We start from the raw sequence: 17,836 nt of genomic DNA, 5'->3' as shown, positions 1-17,836 counted from the left end.
TGGAGACCTCTTGCCCGGTTCCGGCGCGGCCGGTTAAATGACCATTAAAATTCGTGAACCGGAAAAACTCCTCGGTGATCATTGACCTTAAAAAGCCTGTGCGCAGCACCTAAAGCCCGTGTGCAGCATCTAAAGCCCGTGCGCAGCACCCAAAACGCGGAGATGCAAGAGGGCTCGCCCCAGAGACCTCTTGCCCGGTTCCGGCGCGGCCGGTTAAATGCTCATTGAATTTAGTGAACCGGAAAAACTCCTCAGAGTTTATCGGCCATAGAAAACGTCCCCCAGTTCTCAACCTACAACTTTTTATACATTACGCTTGTCGCCTCATAAATCCCTTCCGTTGAAAGCGCATATCCCGGAATAGTGCCGCATAACTCATAGCCCAGTGATTGATACAAAGTTTGAGCATCGCTGTCAGTAACTGTATCGAGCACTAACAAGGTTTTGTTCAGGCTGCGGGCCAGCTTTTCGGCTGTTTGCATCAGCCTGCGCGCGACTCCCTGCCTTCTGGCATCGGGATGCACCAGCAACTTAACTACGTCGGCGCGATGCTGGCCGTTGCCCGGCATATCGACCACTAGCTGCACTGTGCCTACAATTCGTCCATGAAGGCGCGCCACCAGAATCCGTCTTTCACCTGCTGCAAAAGCAGGCAGTAGCTTATGCCAAAATGCCAACGCCTCGGAAGGGCCAAAAGGCGGAACAAAGCCAACACTGGCACCTAACTTTACGCAGGCCTCAAGTGTTTCACTCAGGCTGGACAGATCTGCATGTGAAAAGTCCTGTGAATAAGGCTCGTTTTTCAATTCGCTGATAGTTATCACGTTTCCATTCCTTATTTTCAGGGACGACAAATCACAATGCTGTAATGAGCATCTTCCGGTCCCGGTACATAAAAGGTTGAACTGCCAAAAAGATGAAAGCGCAGACAGTCCCCGGCCTCCAGACGATACTGCTGCTGGTCAAGCGTAAGTTCCAACACTCCCGAAATAAGCCAGACATGCTGCTCGAGGCCGAACACCGGCGGTGCATCGTAGTGAATTCTGGCCCCCGCCTTTAGTCGACCCGACATAAATTCGGCCTGAAAATCCCTTGCAGGCGGAGAAATGGCCCGCCGTTCGAAACCGGTGCGGGTGTCGCGCCATACAGACTGATGCCCGTGGCGTATCAGTTCAGCCGGATTATCTTCTAAATCCATTAGCAATCTTGAAGTGGGTAAACCATAAGCCGCGCTAAGCTTTCCCAATAGAGCGGCTGTTGGGCTAGTCTCCGCTCGCTCGATACGTGACAGCGTGGCGCGGCTGATTCCCGTCTTTTCAGCCAGCATTTCCAGCGACCAGTCTTGGGCAACGCGGAGTGCCGAAAGCCTTTGCGCCAATTTTTGCTCATCGTTCATTGGTATGACCTCAACCAAAAATCCCAATTACGAGAATATATCCCTAAATTGAGATAACCACAAATGGATTAAATTTTTAGCGAAATTTAAGCAAAGTTAACAATCTCAACTTGTACAAACACAATTATCTTGTACAAGTTGATAATGAAGGACTAAAGTAATTAAAAGCTCTGTTATTGATCGGAAAATTTTATGTCTTTGTACAGCATCGGCGAGGTCGCACGCATTTGTGGCATCAACCCAGTAACACTGCGCGCATGGCAGCGTCGATACGGCCTGCTTAAACCTCAGCGTACCGAGGGTGGGCACCGCTTATTTGACGATAATGACCTAGAGACAATTCGCACAATCATTGGCTGGATAAATCGCGGCGTGCAGGTCAGTCAGGTTAAAGCGTTGTTGGAAGGTAATGAAGCCCCGGTGGCCAACGGCTGGGTGCAAATTGAACAAAAATTATTATTAGTGCTGCAGGAAGATAAAACGCAGAAAGTACGCCAGCTTATTCTGGAGCTGGGCCGTGAATATCCTGCTGAAAACCTTATCAATCATGTTGTAAGGCCATTAAGAACTCGCCTGTCGGCCAATATCTCTACCTCATACCTGCTTGGAGTGCTGGATGGCATTCTGATCGAACACGCCGTGATGAGCATGGCCGCAGCCCGAAAAAAACCGGGCATTAAAGTGTTGCTGGCTGGATGGGGAGAAATTGACCGCACCGAGCTGTGGCTTGAGGCCATCGTGCTCAGTCACCAGGGTAAGCACATTGACATGCTTCCCGAGCCTTTAGCCGATCCGCATTTTGAAAATGTTAAAGCCGAGCGGATTCTGCTGTGGGCCGAGGGCCGAATGACCCGTGCGCATTACAGCAAATATCTTAACTGGCAGCAGGTAGGCTTACCGGTTGAGCTTCTGGGTAGCGCAGCCATGCTGTTGCAATCCGCTGCGGATGAGGAGTCGGCAGCGCATTCTGCAGATGAAGGAGATCCGCATGATAAATACCTCACCTGATTATTCATCTGAGACCCCAACAGCCCATGTGGCAACTCTTGAAGGGCTGAAGGCGTTTTATCGCAATATGGACTCCGCAAGCCTTTCCCAACTTCCCGATATTTACCATTCGCAAACGGTGTTAGTTGACCCCGTTGGCCGTCATGAGGGCCTGCCCGCCCTCAAACACTATTTCGAGCAGTTGCTGGCTCAGACAGAATACTGCCGTTTCGATATTCAGCAAACCCTGACTCAGGATGATGAAACCGTGCTATTTTGGCGGATGATCTATGCCCATCCGCGGCTTAGAAAGGGCCAGGAATTGACTCTCGACGGCACCAGTCATTTGCGTTTTAGCGAAAATAGGGTGATCTATCAACGTGATTTCTATGACATGGGCGCAATGCTTTACGAGCATATTCCGCTGTTGGGCAGCGTTGTAAGGGCCGTCAAGTCGAGGTTAGCGCCATGAAACACGTTCTCATCACTGGCGCAAGCTCGGGCATTGGCAAACAGCTGGCACTGGACTATGCCGCTGAAGGGTGGAAAGTCACCGCCTGTGGCCGCAATGTCGAACGTCTGGAAGCCCTCGCCGCCGCCTCGGCGCAAATTAGTATCCTGACCTTTGATATTACTAATCTTGAAGACACCCGTCAGGCGCTGGCATGGGTGCAGGCCGATCTTGCGATTCTTTGCGCGGGAACCTGTGAGTATCTCGATAACGGCGTGGTCGAGGCTGATAAAGTCTTGAGAGTCATGACGACCAACCTGATGGGTCCGATTAATTGCCTTGATGCCCTGCTGCCCGGAATGGCGACCGGAACGCGTATTGCGCTGGTTGGCTCTACCGCCTCGCTGGTCCCGCTGCCGCGTGCCGAGGCCTACGGCGCATCTAAAGCGGCTCTGGCCTACTTCTGTCGCAGTCTGTCGCTGGACCTCGCCCCGCGCGGTATCGCGCTGTCGCTGGTCATGCCCGGTTTTGTAAAAACACCGTTGACCGACAGCAACGATTTTCCCATGCCAATGATGATAACCGTTGAAAAATCCTCCGAATTTATTCGAAAAGGTCTAGCGCGTGGCGCAAGCGAAATCGCTTTTCCGCCGCTGTTCGCCTGGCTGTTGCGCTTTATTTCAGTGTTACCGCAAAGCCTGCAACGGCTTTTGGCTAAGCGATTGGTAAGGTGATTCGCCTATGAAAGTTGCCATTATCGGCAGTGGTATTTCAGGTCTTAGCAGTGCGTGGATGCTGTCTCAACGGCAGCCGGCGTGCGAAATTACTGTGTTTGAAGCAAATGCAACACTAGGCGGACACACCGCAACAGTTGATATCAAACTCGGCCAGCGTGATTACGCAATTGATACCGGATTTATTGTTTATAATCAAAAAACTTATCCGCGCTTTATCGCCCTGCTCGCGCAACTGGGCATTATCGGGCAGCCGACGGAAATGAGTTTTTCCGTCCACAATCCTGACAGCAAACTGGAATACAACGGCCATACGCTGAACACCTTGTTTGCCCAGCGCCGCAACCTTTTCAAACCCAAATTCTGGCGATTTATTCGTGAAATCCTGCGCTTTAACACCCTGTGCAAGCAGCGTTTACAGCAGCCGCAGGGCCAGGAAGAAACGCTGGCAGATTTATTGCACCAAAACGGATTCTCCGACTACTTTGCCTTGCATTACGTCTTGCCGATGGGGGCTGCGATCTGGTCCTCATCCCTCGATGATATGAGCAAGTTTCCACTGTCGATGTTTCTACGCTTTTTTGACAATCACGGCCTGCTGGATGTCGCAAATCGGCCGCAGTGGATGGTGGTGCCCGGCGGTTCAAGAGAATACATTCGCCGCATGCAACAACAGTTGCCCGCCAGCGTAAAAATGCTGACCAATACGCCGGTATTTTCCGTAACCCGCGCTGAGGATGCCGTCACTATTGAGTCTACGCTGGGGAGTGAGACCTTCGATCAAGTGATTTTCGCCTGCCATTCCGATCAGGCATTGAGGCTGCTGCCTTTCCCAACCGATAACGAAAAACAGGTGCTCGGCGGGATCCCTTATCAGTCGAATGAAGTGATTTTACATACCGATATTAATCATTTGCCCGACCATCGACGCGCCTGGGCGAGCTGGAACTATCGCCTGCCGCCGGGCTTGGAAGAGGTTGGCAAAAACAGCCGTTCTGCGGCGTTGATTAACGAACGCAAAGCCAGCGTGACTTATAACATGAACATTTTGCAGGGTATCCAATCGGAAGAAACATTCTGTGTCTCGCTAAACCCGATGACACCCATTGATGAAAGCAAAATTCTGTTCAAGGCCGAATATTGGCATCCGGTATTAAACCTTGCCAGCTTTGCGGCGCAACAGAATCGCGGTTTGATCAACGGTCATAATCGCAGCTGGTTCTGCGGCGCTTACTGGCACAACGGCTTTCACGAAGATGGCGTTAGAAGCGCCGAAGAAGTTGTAGACCAGCTGCTGGCAAAGGACGCGGCATGAACAGCGCACTGTATGTAGGCGGCGTGCGCCATCGGCGATTTAAACCCATCGAGCACCATTTTGATTACGGCATTTTTATGGCGTTGATCGACCTCGATGAAATAGATCAGCTGCCTGCACACGGGATCAGCCTTGAGCGTTTTTCATCGGCGACCTTTAAACGCAGCGACTATCTGGGTGGCGGTGATATTAAAACCACCGCCCAGCAGCGAATTTTGGCGCTGACTGGCGACAATTTAGAGGGCCGCGTGATGTTGCTTACCCAGCTACGCTATTTCGGCATCTACTTTAATCCGGTTAATTTTTACTATCTTTATGATAAAAATGACGTTTTATGCTGGATGCTGGCCGAAGTTCGCAACACGCCGTGGGACGAGCGCCATACCTACGCCGTACTACCGGATGGATCGCAGACCACAGAAAAGGCGTTTCACGTTTCACCTTTTAATCCGATGGACATGATTTATCACTGGCAGCTGACCCCACCGGGTAAACATCTGCGTGTGCATATTGAAACCCACCGCCAGGAAAGGGAGTTCGATGCCACGTTGACACTGGTTTTTCAGCCGTTAACCCGCCAAAACCTGCGTAAGCAGCTTAGGCGTTTTCCTTTGATGACGGTTAAAACCGCAGTAACTATTTACTGGCAGGCGGTGAGATTGTGGTTAAAACGCGCGCCAATTTATTCACATCCTCCCGCTGATAAGGATTGACCATGAATTCACCTGATTTGCGACTTGCCCAACACGCGGGCAGCCGTCGTCGCAAGGGATCGCGTACGCTGTTGCTCAGGATGCTGAAGCAATTGCGCGGTGCAGGGCTGACTTTGCAAGAATTTGATAACGAACCGATGTTTTTCGGTGACGACACTGCGCCTTTGCAGGGGCAAATCGAAGTTCATGATTTGCGCGTCTATCGAAGAGTACTGCTTGGCGGCAGTATTGCGGCGGGAGAAAGCTATATCGACGGCGACTGGACCACGCCTAATCTCACCGTTGTGCTGCAACTGTTGGCGGAAAATCTGGTGCTGGTTGATAAAATCGAGGCGCGTTTCAGCTGGCTGACTTCCCCGGTAAACAGCGTATTGCATTTTTTGCGTCGCAACAGTCCGAGCCAGGCGCGCAAAAATATCTCTGCCCATTACGATCTCGGCAATGATTTTTATCAGGGCTTTCTGGATGAAAACATGCTGTATTCCTCAGCCTGGTTCCAGGGTCCGCATATGACGCTGGAAGAGGCGCAACAGGCTAAAATGCGCCGCCTTTGCGACCAGCTCGAGCTGCGCGCGGAAGATCATCTGTTGGAAATTGGCACCGGATGGGGCGCGATGGCAGAATTTGCCGCGCGGGAATACGGTTGCAAGGTGACTACAACCACTATTTCTCGCGAGCAGTTTGATTTTGCCACCCGGCGTATCGAGAAAGCCGGTCTGAGTACGCAAGTCACTGTGCTATTTGAAGATTATCGCGCCCTGCGCGGTCAGTACGACAAATTAGTTTCAATAGAAATGATCGAAGCGGTGGGTAAACGCTATCTGCCAACCTTCTTCAAACGCTGCAATGCTCTGCTTAAACCCCGTGGACGCATGGCGCTGCAAGCAATCACCATTGCCGATTAGCGCTATGAACATTACAGCCGTAATGTGGACTTTATTCAGCGCTACGTTTTTCCGGGCGGCTTTCTGCCGTCTATTAATGCAATGACCGAAAGCATGACCCGCCATACCGGGCTGGTAGTGAGAGATTTGTTTGATATTGGCAACGACTACGCCCGCACGCTGCACGAATGGCGCGAGCGCGTTCTGCGATACTGGAACACGCAAAATGCCCAGTACACCGACGAGCGTTTTCGTCGGCTGTGGGTATTTTACCTGTGCTACTGCGAGGCAGGGTTCCGCGCACGAACAATCAGCACCGTACAACTGGTTGCCGAGCGCCGTGCATGAAAACGCTGCGCTTCTGGCTGCTGACGCTGGGGTTCGACCTGTGGTGGACTCTGGCGGTTTGGGGCCAGGAGAGCGTGGAGCTTTTGCTGGTAATCGGCGCGCTGGTGATGCTGTTTTTTACCCCGTCTCGCAGGCGAAAATGGGTGATCATCGCCTGCCTGTTGGGGATCGCCATGGATTCGCTGTGGTGTGCCAGCGGGCTGTTTGCCTTCACTGATATCAGCGGGGTTCCGCTGTGGATGATGGCGCTGTGGTTGAGCTTTAGCGCCTGGTGGCTGTGGTTTTGCAGCCATATTTCGCTGAGCTGGGCGTGGATGATCCCACTCGGCGCGGTGAGCGGTCCTTTGGCTTATTACATCGGGATGCGTCTTGATGCAATGCAGCTGGTCGCGTCACCGCTGTGGGTATTTTCCTTGCTGGCGCTGGGCTGGGCCTGCTATCTGCCGCTGATAAGTCTGCCAGTGCTTGGCCGTCAACGTGAATAAGAGGTGATAATGAAAGCGATTTTTCTCTCTGTTTTACTGCTGACTACCAGTCTGTGCCTTATACCTTTGGCTCAGGCAGCGCAGTGGTCCGGTTGGCCGCAGACCGGTTCAGCCAAATTAACCTGGGCGTTTTTCGACGTATATAATTCTCAGTTGCGCACGCCTTCCGGGAAATATCAGCCCAATGTCTGGCCACAGGCGCTGATCATCAGCTACTTGCGCGATATCAGTAATAAAGATTTGGTCAAAGCCACATCAGACCAATGGAAAGCGTTGGGGCTGCTCGATGAAGCCAATCAGCACCAATGGCTTGAGCAAGTGCAGAAGATTTGGCCCGACGTTAAATCGGGTAACGAAATCACTTTTGTCGCCGACCCACAGGGTGGGCAGTTTTATTTCCAGGCCGACGGTGTGAGTTCACCTTCGCCGATTGGCGCGCGATTTGATCGCTCGTTTCGCGACGCTTTTTTAGCTATCTGGTTATCCCCTTCCACCCAATATCCTCAGCTGCGCAAAGGGCTGACCGAAGCACGTTAAACAGGAGTTACCATGCTGAATTTCAAGGTTTATACTCGTTATATGCTGCTGGCAATCGCCATGCTACTTGCCGGTTGCAGCGCCAAAATCGATGACTACAAAGGCACTGAGCCGCAGCTGGATATCTTCAGCTATTTTCAGGGCAACAGTCAGGCATGGGGGATGATTCAGGACTATAGCAATAAACAGACACGACGTTTCTCGGTGCAGATTCGCGGAGACGTGGTGGCAGATACCTTAACCTTGCACGAAGACTTTACCTACAACGACGGCGAGAAGCAGACCCGAGTGTGGCACATTCGTCGCCTGGCTGACGGCAGCTATCAGGGCACCGCAGGGGATATTATTGGCGTCGCGATCGGTCATTCGCAGGGTAATGCGTTTAACTGGAACTACGTGATGGATATCAAGGCCAGCGGTAAAACCTACCGCCTGACCTTTGATGACTGGCTGTTCAAGCAAGACGATCGCCATCTGATGAACGTGACTTCGCTGACCAAATTCGGCATTCAAGTTGCCAGGGTGACGCTGTTCTTTGAAAAAGAATAAATTGAGAAAAGTAGCCAGATAAACAGTTGGATAGATTTAAAAGCAATACCTGCAGAAACAACTGCTGGCCTTGAATTCAGCCTCCTGCCAACGCGGGAGGCTAAATTTTAAACCTTCACTTTTTCCAGTCTGGCGGTTTTGGGTTTGAATACTAAACGCCCAAGAGTGACCAGCAATACAGCGCTAAGGATCACGCCAAGCGCCAGCCATTCCACCAGCGAAAGCGACTCACCGGCAAAACCGATGCCTAACAGAACCGCCACGACAGGATTGACATAGGCATAGCTGGTTGCAATGGCTGGCCTTACCGTTTTGAGTAAAAACATGTAGGCGCTGATAGCAATCATTGACCCCATTACCACCAAATAGGCCAGCGCAGCAAAACCGGCTGGCGAAGGCGTTTGCGTCAGTTGCTCGCCGCTAATACGACTGGCAATCAGCAGCACCACTCCGGCAATAATCATCTCCGCTGCACCGGCCATCAGCCCTTTGGGCAGCTTGACACGAGCCGACAGCACCGAGCCAAACGCCCAGCTCAAAGAAGCCAGCAGGATCAACAATGCGCCCCACGGATTGCCGCTCAGATTGCTGCCAGTGTTGAGCAACACAATGCCCAGCAGGCCGATGGCAACGCCAGTCCACTCCAGTCGGCTATTGGGCATGCCAAAAATTCGGCTAAAGCACAACGTAAATAACGGCACGGTCGCCACCATGACAGCCGCAATTCCAGACGGCACGTCAAGATGCTCGGCCACCGTCACCAGGCCGTTACCCACTGTCAACAACAGGACGCCAATCAATCCCGCCGCCAGCCATTCTTTCATTGAAGGGACTTTATGGCCGCGCAACAGCAGGAAAGTAAACATAATGACTCCGGCGACAAAGAAGCGCAGACCGGCCATCATCATCGGCGGCCAGCTTTCTACCCCGATGCGGATCACCAGATAGGTCGATCCCCAAATGAAATACAGCGCAAACATGGCGGCAATAACCGGTAAAAGCGAACGCAAGGCTGAACGAGACATAAAATTTACTTATAGCTGAAAATTTAGAGGACAGTAGTTAACGCCATCGCTGGTGTATTGAGCAAGTTAAAGCGTGCTAATGAGATAAAAAGTGAAGAAAAAGTTTCAGCATGTAGTGAAAATGTATTTTTTGCGGAGCTTTCGCACAAATTATGGCTGTGTGATGCGAGGTAAAAGTTTTATACTTACCGTCTATTTTTTAAAAAGCTTGGCAAAAGATGAAAACTTTGAGTAAAAAACTGTTTATCGCCCTGTTCGTTCTGATGGCCATTGGCGGTATCGGTGGTGTGATGGTCGCAGGCTATGCCATTGTTATTGAGGAACCTGTCAAAATGCCAGCCAGCGTGCCTACTCCCGCCCCGGCGCAACCTTCTACGGCTTCCTGAAGCTGCCCCCTCCTGCTCTGAGTGTTGCTGTTTCAACCAGCGCGTGTCGGCAGGTGGGGTTTACTCGTAAAACCGAGGCTTTTTCTCTGATTTTCTGTTGCCTGAGCCTTTCATGGGTTTCACAAATGTATCTCCATTTATTTATATAAGAACTGTATTTTTAATATTCTTTTTTTTATTCTACAATTCCCGCTCTGACATATAAAAATGGATATTATCATGAAGACTCAGGAAATTACTTTCATTAGGCCAATAACCCAAGAGCCGGAATTACAAAAACCCAAGAATAAAAATGAAATCATTAATAAATTAAAAGGAATCGTTAACACTCAAAACAAAGTGTTCAACCAACAGTCATTTGATTATAAAAATTATTTTGAACAAACTCAGGAACCCTTGCTTTCCCCGCCAATGGTTATGAACTTAAAAATTAAGTTACCAGAATGCCCAAGCCAAACGCCATCAGAACAGACTATAAAAAAAACGTTTTATTAGCCCCGACAGCCTGGCATCAGCCAAGAGAAAAGCACTTCCTGCCGAATTTTTAGGCACCACGCCCAGAGATTCTCTAGCCTATTCCAACAAGCTTTCTGAGCTTTTACGAGGATTTAGGCCAGCACTTATAGAAACAAGTAATAAAAATCAGATCAGCAAACCGATTCCAGCGCCTCGACTTTCTCTACAACCATTACCGGCTCCTCGGCCTTTATTCAAACCGATACCCGCACCGAGGTTAAAAACATTAAATCAAGATCTGTTAGAAAAATCCTTCTCCCTGCCAAATAATATTGTCACGCCTTACGATAATATTATTGCTGCTGCAGAAAAAATTCAGCAGACTTTATTAAATGCGATTCATATTATGTCGGTGCAAAATCAGGATCTGCTATTATCCAGTCAATTATCTCACGTTGCTTAATTGATTAGTCGTTAATTTAAAATAAAATGAATTAACCTTGGGCTGGAGGCTGCCAGTTTTGCAAACGATGGCTCCAGCGCTCGAAAGCCATATCCACAATAATAGCCAGCAGCGCAACTACGATTGCACCCTGTAAAATATAGGCAGTGTTAAATCCGCTCAAGCCGATAATAATAGGCGAGCCGAGGCTTTGTGTACCGACCGTTGATGCAATTGCGGCGGTACCAATATTGATAATCACCGAGGTGCGAATGCCTGAAAGGATCACTGGCGCAGCCAGCGGCAACTCGACGCGAGTCAGGATTTGCCAACGGCTCATGCCAACCCCCTGGGCAATTTCACGGGCCGAAGCGGGAACCGATTCAATCCCGGCGATGGTCCCCTGCAAGATGGGTAACAACCCATAAAGCACCAGCGCGATAATCGCCGGCTTTTCACTGAATCCCATCACCGGCACTGCGATGGCCAGGACGGCCACCGGCGGAAAGGTTTGCCCCATAGCGACCAGCGTTTCAACCAGTGCGCGAAACTCCTTACCTGCAGCTCGCGTAACGCCAATCCCCGCCAGCATGCCGATGACTACCGCAATCAGGCTTGATGCGCCTACCAGCAGCAAATGCGCCCAAACCAGACGGGCAAAGCTGTCTTGCAGATACACTGGGCGGTCGAGATCCGGGAACAGCCAGTGAAATAACCAGCCTAATGAACTCATGCCAAAAATCAGAGCAAGAAACACCAAAATCACCCACGGCAAAGGGTCGCACAGAGCGCGCAGCCAAACTGCACGACCCTTTTTTTTAGCATGATGCTCGAGGTGGCTCACGATTCGGCCCTCGTGTTCAAAAGATCATCAAAGTGCAAAACACCCAGCGGCTGCTGATGCTCATCCACCACCGGCAATCGCTGGGTATGACGAGCAATAAACACCGACAAAGCCTCGCGCAGGGTCATTGCAGCGGGTACCGGTTCACCGGTAGCAAATTCGCCTTTACGCGTTCGCTCCCCGACCAGGAAAAGGGAAAGCAGTTTGATACCGCTATCGCTGCGGCCAAAAAAGTCTGCCACAAACGGCGTTGCCGGACGGGTTAGCAATTCCAGCGGCGTGCCCTGTTGCACAATCTGCCCGTCGTTGAGTAACACGATACGGTCGGCCAGGCTTAGCGCCTCGTCGATGTCATGAGTAACCAGCACGATAGTGCGGCCAGAAAGCTGATGAATACGGGCGATTTCATGCTGTAACGCCGCTCGGGTTACCGGGTCCAGCGCGCCAAAGGGTTCGTCCATCAACAACACTTCCGGATCAGAGGCCAAAGCACGTGCCACGCCGACCCGCTGCTGCTGACCGCCGGAAAGCTGGTGCGGGTAACGTTTGCGAAACTGCTGAGGTTCCAGATGCAGCAGCTCCATTAACTCGGTAACCCGATCGCGAATTTTTGCCTGCGGCCATTTCAACAATTGCGGCACGGTGGCGATATTCTGCTCTACCGTCCAGTGCGGAAAAAGCCCGATCGACTGAATTGCATAGCCCATCCGGCGGCGCAGATCTTCGGCACGGAATTTCTCGATAGGCTCATCGGCAAAGGTAATCTGCCCCTGATCGTGTTCCACCAGGCGGTTGATCATTTTCAGCGTGGTTGATTTGCCCGAGCCGGAAGTGCCGATCAGCACGGTGAACTCACCTTTGGCAATATGCAAATTGAGATCCTGCACCACGGCTTTACCGGCAAAATGTTTGCTGACTTGAGAAAAATTAATCATCTGCGCGAGGTCTCCAGAATTGAGACTAAAAATTTAAATATTCCATCGATGATTACCGCCATCAACACCACAGGGATCACCCCGAGCAAGACCAAATCCAGCGCACTGCTCAATAACCCCTGGAACATGACAGCCCCCAGTCCTCCGGCTCCAATCAGTGCTGCCACCATCGCCATGCCCACGGTTTGCACCGCCACAATGCGGATACCCGACAAAATAACCGGCAAGGCAATTGGGATTTGTACTTTATAAAACACCTGTAAACGGCTGAGGCCCATCCCCGTGGCCGACTCGATAACGCTCGGCGCTACCGAGTTCATTCCGGCAATCACGCTGCGCACCAGTGGTAATAGCGAATAAAGCACCAAGGCGATAATGGCCGGGGCCGCGCCTATCCCGCTCACGCCATGATTCGCCAGCCATGGAACAGCTTTCGCCAGTTCTGCAAGCGGTGCCAGTAACAGTCCAAATAGCGCAATAGAAGGCAACGTTTGAATAATATTCAATACTGAAAGGATCGAAGGCTGCCAGCGCGGCGAGCGGCTACAAAAAATGCCCAGCGGCAGACCAATCAGAATCGCCGGGATCAGCGTACCGACCAATAAGCCGAGATGCTGCCACAGCGCGTCATCGAAGACGTCCGATCGGTTGTCATACTCTTTTAGTAGAGAAAGCTGCGACAGCTGGCCAGTGAACAGCAGTAACACAATCGGAATAACCAGTTGCAGGTTTAATAGAACACGCCAGCTGTGATTAGCGGTTAGGCGGCTGATGGCATCCGAGGCAATCAGCAGCGACAAGGCGCAACAGGCCCAAAATCCGCCGCCGAAAGAAATTCGCGCCAGACTGTCTTCATCGCCGCCGGTCATTTTGAATGCCGCATGGCCTGACAGTGCCACCAGCGCGGCAAGCAGCAGTTCTGCCAGCAACATAACCAGTAAATAAACAGGTCGTGAAGGAGCAATAAAAGACATTACCAATAGCAAAATCACAGGCACCAGCAACAGCACCGCAGGCCCTTGCAGCAAGTTTTGCAGTGGAATACCTGTTCCCGAAATTAGCCGATTCGGCGCATGGGTAATGAAAGCTAAACTCGCCCCGGCAATAATTAGCAACACCATCAGCGTCAGCAGCACGCGATTTTTAATTAACTTGGTTTTAACTACCCGGCTCAAACCACTCCCCCAATGGAAATATTCGATTCAAGAACCATCCATGCAAATACTCTAGGTCATTGACGTTGCAACAAGGCGGCCAGTAAATGAATCCCAATGAGCTGACTCAAGTCAGTGATTTGGGTGTGTGAGCGCAGCCAACGATGTTGCAGCTTCAAGGCCACTCCTCCAAATACTCTAGGTCATTGACGTTGCAACAAGGCGGCCAGTAAATGCATCCCAATGAGCTGACTCAAGTCAGTGATTTGGGTGTGTGAGCGCAGCCAACGATGTTGCAGCTTCAAGGACGACGAGTATTTTTGATAAAATTCTTGCTCTGCAAATACTTGGCAGCAACCTTCTTGGCATCGGCACCCCCTACGGCAATCTGCGCATTGAGTTTTTGCAGCGTCGGCCCGTCCAGAGAGGCAAATACTGGTTTTAGCAGCGCAGGGATCTGCGGATATTCTTTCAAAACTGCTTCACGAATAATCGGCGTTGGGGCGTAAATCGGCTGTACGCCTTGCGGATCCTGCAAAGTTTGCAGACCTAATGCTGCGACCGGACCATCGGTGCCGTATGCCATTGCCGCATTGACGCCCGAGGTTTTCTCGGCAGCGGCTTTAATCGTTACGGCAGTGTCACCACCGGCCAACGACAGCAGCTGGTTTTGATTTAACTTGAAGCCATAGGCGTTTTCAAACGCAGGGAGAGCATCGGGGCGCTCGATAAATTCAGCCGAGGCGGCCAGTTTGAAATCTCCGCCGCCATTAATCCACTTGCCGAGATCGGCCAGAGTTTGCAGATGATTGGCTTTGGCAACATCCTGGCGTACCGCAATAGTCCAAGTGTTGTTGGCCGGTGATGGGTCTAGCCAAACAATTTTATTCTGATCGTAATCGAGCTTTTTGACTTTCTCATAGCCCTGTCGGGCATTTTTCCACGCGGGATCTTTCTCATCCGAGAAGAAAAACGCGCCGTTGCCGGTATATTCCGGGTAGATATCAATTTCTCCGGCGGTGATTGCCCCGCGCAACACTTTGGTATTGCCCAACTGAAGTTTATTGGTGGTCTTGATGCCGTTTGCCTCCAGTACCTGAACAATAATATTTCCCAATAACGACCCTTCAGTATCGATTTTTGAGCCAACCTTCACGCTGTCGGCTGCGTGAGCGGATAAACTGAAGGTAGTTACCACGGCCAACGCCGTTGCGGCAGCTATACTTCTTAAACGAGCATTTCCTGTTGGGCGCGCCATGTTTTTTCCTCTTATTTGGGTAAAGATCGGCTGAGATCAATGTAAAAAAAGCAGAATCTGTTCATAAAATGAGAGTGTTACAAGGATAGTTCAATTTTTGCAGAGAGCACAAAATGTGCCAGCCATAAAACCAGTCGCCAGGCAGGGAGTGAAATTACTTTAAGTGCTTAGCTTTACTAAAACTTCGCTGAATTGTTCCGCATTGATAATCACGCCGCAATAATGCGGCTTTTAATCGTGAAGAGAGGCAGATATGAGCAATATCACCCAACCAAGAATCACTCACGCCGCTGTGGTTAACGGCCATCATCACTTAAATTTTAGAGAATTCGAGCTCAAAGCCCCGCTTGAATACGAAGTCGGGGTGAGAATTGTGGCCTGCGGTATTTGCCATACTGATTTGGGATTTATGACTGAAGGCGCAGTTTTGGGACACGAAGGCGCTGGCATCGTCGAACAGGTCGGCAGCGCGGTAACTCGCGTCAAACCCGGCGACCACGTGGTGTTGTCTTATCAGTCCTGCGGTAAATGCTCCCCTTGCGAAGAACATCATCCCTATAACTGCGAACATTTCTCACAGTTAAACTTTGGCTTTCAACGCCTTGACGGTAGCAGCGCTTACCCTGAAGGCATTGATGGTCACTTTTTTGGTCAGTCCGCGTTTGCAGATTACTGCCTGGTAACAGAGCAGAATCTGGTAAAGGTCGATCCTGGCCTGCCGCTTAACCTGCTGGCCCCTTTGGGATGTGGTCTGCAAACCGGTGCGGGAACAGTATTAAATACTTTAAACGTTCAACCGGGTGAGAGCCTAATGGTGATGGGGACTGGCGCAGTTGGGCTAGCTGCGATTATGGCCGCTAAAATCGCCGGAGCTAAAACCATTATCGCAGTCGATCGCGACCCAGCCCGTCTTGCTCTGGCGGTAAGATTGGGAGCGACTGAAAGCATCAATTCAGATCAGGAAAACTATCTTGAGACTTTATGCCCGCATCTTGATTACGTGATTGATACCACCGGGATCAGGCATCTCGACGAGTTGGCTCAGGAAGTGTTGAAAGAAGGCGGCACGCTGGTGCGTTTGACCGGTTCAGCCGGGGAAACTTTTACCCGTGGTCGTAAAGCTATCAGCGTTATCCAGGGAGATTCCGTTGCGCAGGACTTTATCCCCAAACTTGTCGAATACTGGCAACAGGGGCGGTTCCCCATTGAACAGTTGATAACTTATTACGATTTCGACGACATCAATCGCGCCGTGAAGGATGCTCATAACGGTAACGTAATCAAGGCAGTGCTGATTTGGGAGTAACTCTTCGGCAATGGGTGTTGTTTTTGGTTGCAACATTTAAAGTTTTTTATTTTGAACAATAACTAATTTGCGCTTGAAGCTTGGCTGTCTGGACGTCTATACTGCTTTTTTTATTAAAAAGCGTAATTAAAAAAATGTCTGACACTATTGCGGCTTCTACCGCCGCCTCATCAGGGTACAACACGTCAAGCGCCGGTGACCAACCGACGCTCATCCGTTCTGCGTCGGATATCACTCGTCTGGTTAATCAGGGCGCAACCAAACTCAGCGACGCTCGCATTGTCGTCGCTATTGCACTGGGTGGCGTTTTCCTCGACGCCTATGATCTCGGTGGTTTAGCTTTCGGCATGAAAGACATCACTCGCCAATTTGGCCTGACTCCTTCGGGTGCCGGTCTGGTCGCTTCGGCGATTACACTTGGCGCAATCGTTGGCGCGCTGTTTGGCGGCTATCTGACTGACAAAATTGGTCGTTATCGGGTCTTTATGGCCGATATGTTCTTCTTTGTTATCGCCGCGCTGGCCTGTGCCTTTGCCCCGAATGCATGGGTACTTGGCGGCTCAAGATTTGTGATGGGCGTCGGCGTAGGCATTGACCTGCCGGTGGCGATGGCCTTCCTGGCCGAGTTTTCCAAGCTTTCCGGGCGCGGTAACAAAGCGTCGCGGGTGGCGATGTGGTGCCCGACCTGGTATGCCGCAATCAGTATTTCCTACCTGTTGGTGCTGCTACTTTATGCCGTGTTACCTGCGGAAGATACCGGCCTGTTGTGGCGTTTGATTCTCGGCTTCGGTGCCGTTCCGGCAATATTAATCATTGCTATCCGCCATCGTTATATGAATGAATCACCGGTTTGGACCGCCAATCAGGGTGATTTGAAAGGCGCTGCCGCTATCCTGCGTCGTTCATACAATATTAACGTTGAAGTGGCAGCTGACGCCGACCAACAAGCTCAGCCAGCAGTGCGCAAAGCGGCATGGAGCAACTATGGCCAACTGTGGAAAGGCGTTTATTTCAAGCGAACTCTGCTGGTCAGCGTGATGTCCGTCGCTTCGCCGTTTGCTTACAACGCCGTGGCTTTTGGCTTGCCGGTTATCCTTTCGACCTTCCTGAAACAGTCGGTGATTAGCACTATTCTGTTCTCGCTGGGCCTTAATCTGTGCTTCGCATTTGTCGGCGGCCTGCTGGCGGTACGTTTTGTCTCGAAGATTGGCGCATGGAATATGACTGTCGTCGGGTACGCCTTCCAGCTGATTGCGATGATTGGCCTAGCGCTGGTTGGCCGTCCAGCAGACAGCGCAGAGGCCGCTATCTCAATTTCGATGCTGGCATTGTTCCTGTTTGGTCAGGGTATCGGACCGGGTTCACACTCAATGACTTACGCTTCGCTGAGCTACCCAACTTCGCTGCGTGGGACCGGTGTCGGCCTGAGCCAGGTTGTTTCGCGTGTCAGCTCGACGGCTTCACTGTTTCTGTTCCCGGTACTGACCGCCGCGTTGGGTACCAAAGTGTTTTGGGCGATCGGCCTGGCACCGCTGGTGGGCGTTCTTATCCTGCTGGCTATCCGTTGGGAACCGTCTGGTTATGACGTGGACGCCGAAGATTTTGAAAAAACAGTCTAAACGCTGACTCAC

General features: G+C 51.2%; 18 protein-coding genes and 2 pseudogenes. 13 read left to right on the top strand and 7 right to left on the bottom strand.

Annotated elements, in window-relative coordinates:
• Positions 1–293 precede the first annotated feature (293 nt).
• Both SPM24T3_RS15260 and SPM24T3_RS15255 read right to left on the bottom strand, forming a co-directional pair.
• Positions 294–824, bottom strand: a complete 531-nt coding sequence (locus SPM24T3_RS15260) for a GNAT family N-acetyltransferase (protein ID WP_009637683.1) — start codon at positions 822–824, stop codon at positions 294–296.
• Positions 825–841: 17 nt separating this feature from the next.
• Complete coding sequence (locus tag SPM24T3_RS15255; protein ID WP_009637682.1) at positions 842–1,396, bottom strand: helix-turn-helix domain-containing protein; 555 nt, start codon at positions 1,394–1,396, stop codon at positions 842–844.
• A gap of 192 nt (positions 1,397–1,588) precedes the next feature.
• On the opposite strand from SPM24T3_RS15255, the gene SPM24T3_RS15250 reads away from it, so the two are divergent.
• The 9 genes and pseudogenes from SPM24T3_RS15250 to SPM24T3_RS15210 all read left to right on the top strand — a co-directional run bounded on the left by SPM24T3_RS15250 (position 1,589) and on the right by SPM24T3_RS15210 (position 8,399).
• Positions 1,589–2,404, top strand: coding sequence for a MerR family transcriptional regulator (locus tag SPM24T3_RS15250; protein ID WP_009637681.1), 816 nt, complete (start codon positions 1,589–1,591; stop codon positions 2,402–2,404).
• The gene (locus SPM24T3_RS15245) at positions 2,385–2,855 is read left to right on the top strand and encodes a nuclear transport factor 2 family protein (RefSeq protein ID WP_009637680.1); all 471 of its coding nucleotides are present in this window, start codon (positions 2,385–2,387) and stop codon (positions 2,853–2,855) included. The genes SPM24T3_RS15250 and SPM24T3_RS15245 overlap by 20 nt, the downstream gene beginning before the upstream one ends.
• A complete protein-coding gene (locus tag SPM24T3_RS15240) occupies positions 2,852–3,568 on the top strand; it encodes an SDR family NAD(P)-dependent oxidoreductase (RefSeq protein WP_009637679.1) in 717 nt (238 codons plus the stop codon). Before SPM24T3_RS15245 ends, SPM24T3_RS15240 begins: the two co-directional genes overlap by 4 nt.
• A gap of 7 nt (positions 3,569–3,575) precedes the next feature.
• Positions 3,576–4,883, top strand: a complete 1,308-nt coding sequence (locus SPM24T3_RS15235) for an NAD(P)/FAD-dependent oxidoreductase (protein ID WP_009637678.1) — start codon at positions 3,576–3,578, stop codon at positions 4,881–4,883.
• The gene (locus SPM24T3_RS15230; RefSeq protein ID WP_009637677.1) at positions 4,880–5,596 is read left to right on the top strand and encodes a DUF1365 domain-containing protein; all 717 of its coding nucleotides are present in this window, start codon (positions 4,880–4,882) and stop codon (positions 5,594–5,596) included. Before SPM24T3_RS15235 ends, SPM24T3_RS15230 begins: the two co-directional genes overlap by 4 nt.
• A gap of 80 nt (positions 5,597–5,676) precedes the next feature.
• A pseudogene (locus SPM24T3_RS15225) lies at positions 5,677–6,828 on the top strand (class I SAM-dependent methyltransferase).
• On the top strand, positions 6,825–7,313 hold the full coding sequence (locus SPM24T3_RS15220; RefSeq protein ID WP_009637676.1) for a DUF2878 domain-containing protein: 489 nt from the start codon (positions 6,825–6,827) through the stop codon (positions 7,311–7,313). Before SPM24T3_RS15225 ends, SPM24T3_RS15220 begins: the two are co-directional and overlap by 4 nt.
• Before the next feature lie 9 nt (positions 7,314–7,322).
• Positions 7,323–7,850, top strand: coding sequence for a hypothetical protein (locus SPM24T3_RS15215; protein WP_009637675.1), 528 nt, complete (start codon positions 7,323–7,325; stop codon positions 7,848–7,850).
• A gap of 12 nt (positions 7,851–7,862) precedes the next feature.
• Positions 7,863–8,399 carry a DUF3833 domain-containing protein gene (locus tag SPM24T3_RS15210; protein WP_009637674.1) on the top strand — a complete coding sequence of 179 codons (537 nt, stop codon included), beginning with the start codon at positions 7,863–7,865 and terminating at the stop codon, positions 8,397–8,399.
• A gap of 107 nt (positions 8,400–8,506) precedes the next feature.
• Here SPM24T3_RS15210 and yedA read toward each other — a convergent pair whose 3' ends face one another.
• Complete coding sequence (gene yedA / locus SPM24T3_RS15205; protein ID WP_009637673.1) at positions 8,507–9,424, bottom strand: drug/metabolite exporter YedA; 918 nt, start codon at positions 9,422–9,424, stop codon at positions 8,507–8,509.
• Between the two features lie 218 nt (positions 9,425–9,642).
• Between yedA and SPM24T3_RS26165 the strand changes: the two are divergent.
• Positions 9,643–9,741, top strand: a pseudogene (locus tag SPM24T3_RS26165) (hypothetical protein); the annotation flags it as partial.
• 288 nt (positions 9,742–10,029) lie between these two features.
• The gene (locus SPM24T3_RS15200; protein ID WP_009637671.1) at positions 10,030–10,305 is read left to right on the top strand and encodes a hypothetical protein; all 276 of its coding nucleotides are present in this window, start codon (positions 10,030–10,032) and stop codon (positions 10,303–10,305) included.
• Between the two features lie 455 nt (positions 10,306–10,760).
• Here SPM24T3_RS15200 and SPM24T3_RS15195 read toward each other — a convergent pair whose 3' ends face one another.
• The 4 genes from SPM24T3_RS15195 to SPM24T3_RS15180 form a co-directional block, all read right to left on the bottom strand.
• Positions 10,761–11,552, bottom strand: a complete 792-nt coding sequence (locus SPM24T3_RS15195; RefSeq protein WP_009637670.1) for an ABC transporter permease — start codon at positions 11,550–11,552, stop codon at positions 10,761–10,763.
• Positions 11,549–12,487: an ABC transporter ATP-binding protein gene (locus tag SPM24T3_RS15190; RefSeq protein WP_009637669.1), complete on the bottom strand. Its 939-nt coding sequence runs from the start codon at positions 12,485–12,487 to the stop codon at positions 11,549–11,551. The genes SPM24T3_RS15195 and SPM24T3_RS15190 overlap by 4 nt, the downstream gene beginning before the upstream one ends.
• The gene (locus SPM24T3_RS15185) at positions 12,484–13,608 is read right to left on the bottom strand and encodes an ABC transporter permease (protein ID WP_050956171.1); all 1,125 of its coding nucleotides are present in this window, start codon (positions 13,606–13,608) and stop codon (positions 12,484–12,486) included. The genes SPM24T3_RS15190 and SPM24T3_RS15185 overlap by 4 nt, the downstream gene beginning before the upstream one ends.
• Positions 13,609–13,942: 334 nt before the next feature.
• The gene (locus SPM24T3_RS15180; protein WP_009637667.1) at positions 13,943–14,899 is read right to left on the bottom strand and encodes an ABC transporter substrate-binding protein; all 957 of its coding nucleotides are present in this window, start codon (positions 14,897–14,899) and stop codon (positions 13,943–13,945) included.
• 253 nt (positions 14,900–15,152) lie between these two features.
• Here SPM24T3_RS15180 and SPM24T3_RS15175 point away from each other — a divergent pair, with 253 nt between their 5' ends.
• Together SPM24T3_RS15175 and SPM24T3_RS15170 are read left to right on the top strand one after the other, a co-directional pair.
• On the top strand, positions 15,153–16,205 hold the full coding sequence (locus tag SPM24T3_RS15175) for an NAD(P)-dependent alcohol dehydrogenase (protein WP_009637666.1): 1,053 nt from the start codon (positions 15,153–15,155) through the stop codon (positions 16,203–16,205).
• Positions 16,206–16,339: 134 nt separating this feature from the next.
• Entirely contained in the window at positions 16,340–17,824 is a 1,485-nt protein-coding gene (locus SPM24T3_RS15170; RefSeq protein WP_009637665.1) for an MFS transporter, read from the top strand.
• Positions 17,825–17,836: the final 12 nt, after the last annotated feature.

The organism is Serratia sp. M24T3 (genome assembly GCF_000257645.1).
Classification (GTDB): Bacteria; Pseudomonadota; Gammaproteobacteria; order Enterobacterales; family Enterobacteriaceae; genus Rouxiella.
The sequence above is the reverse complement of the archived record's forward strand: the minus strand, read 5'-3'. Positions and strand labels throughout refer to the sequence as shown.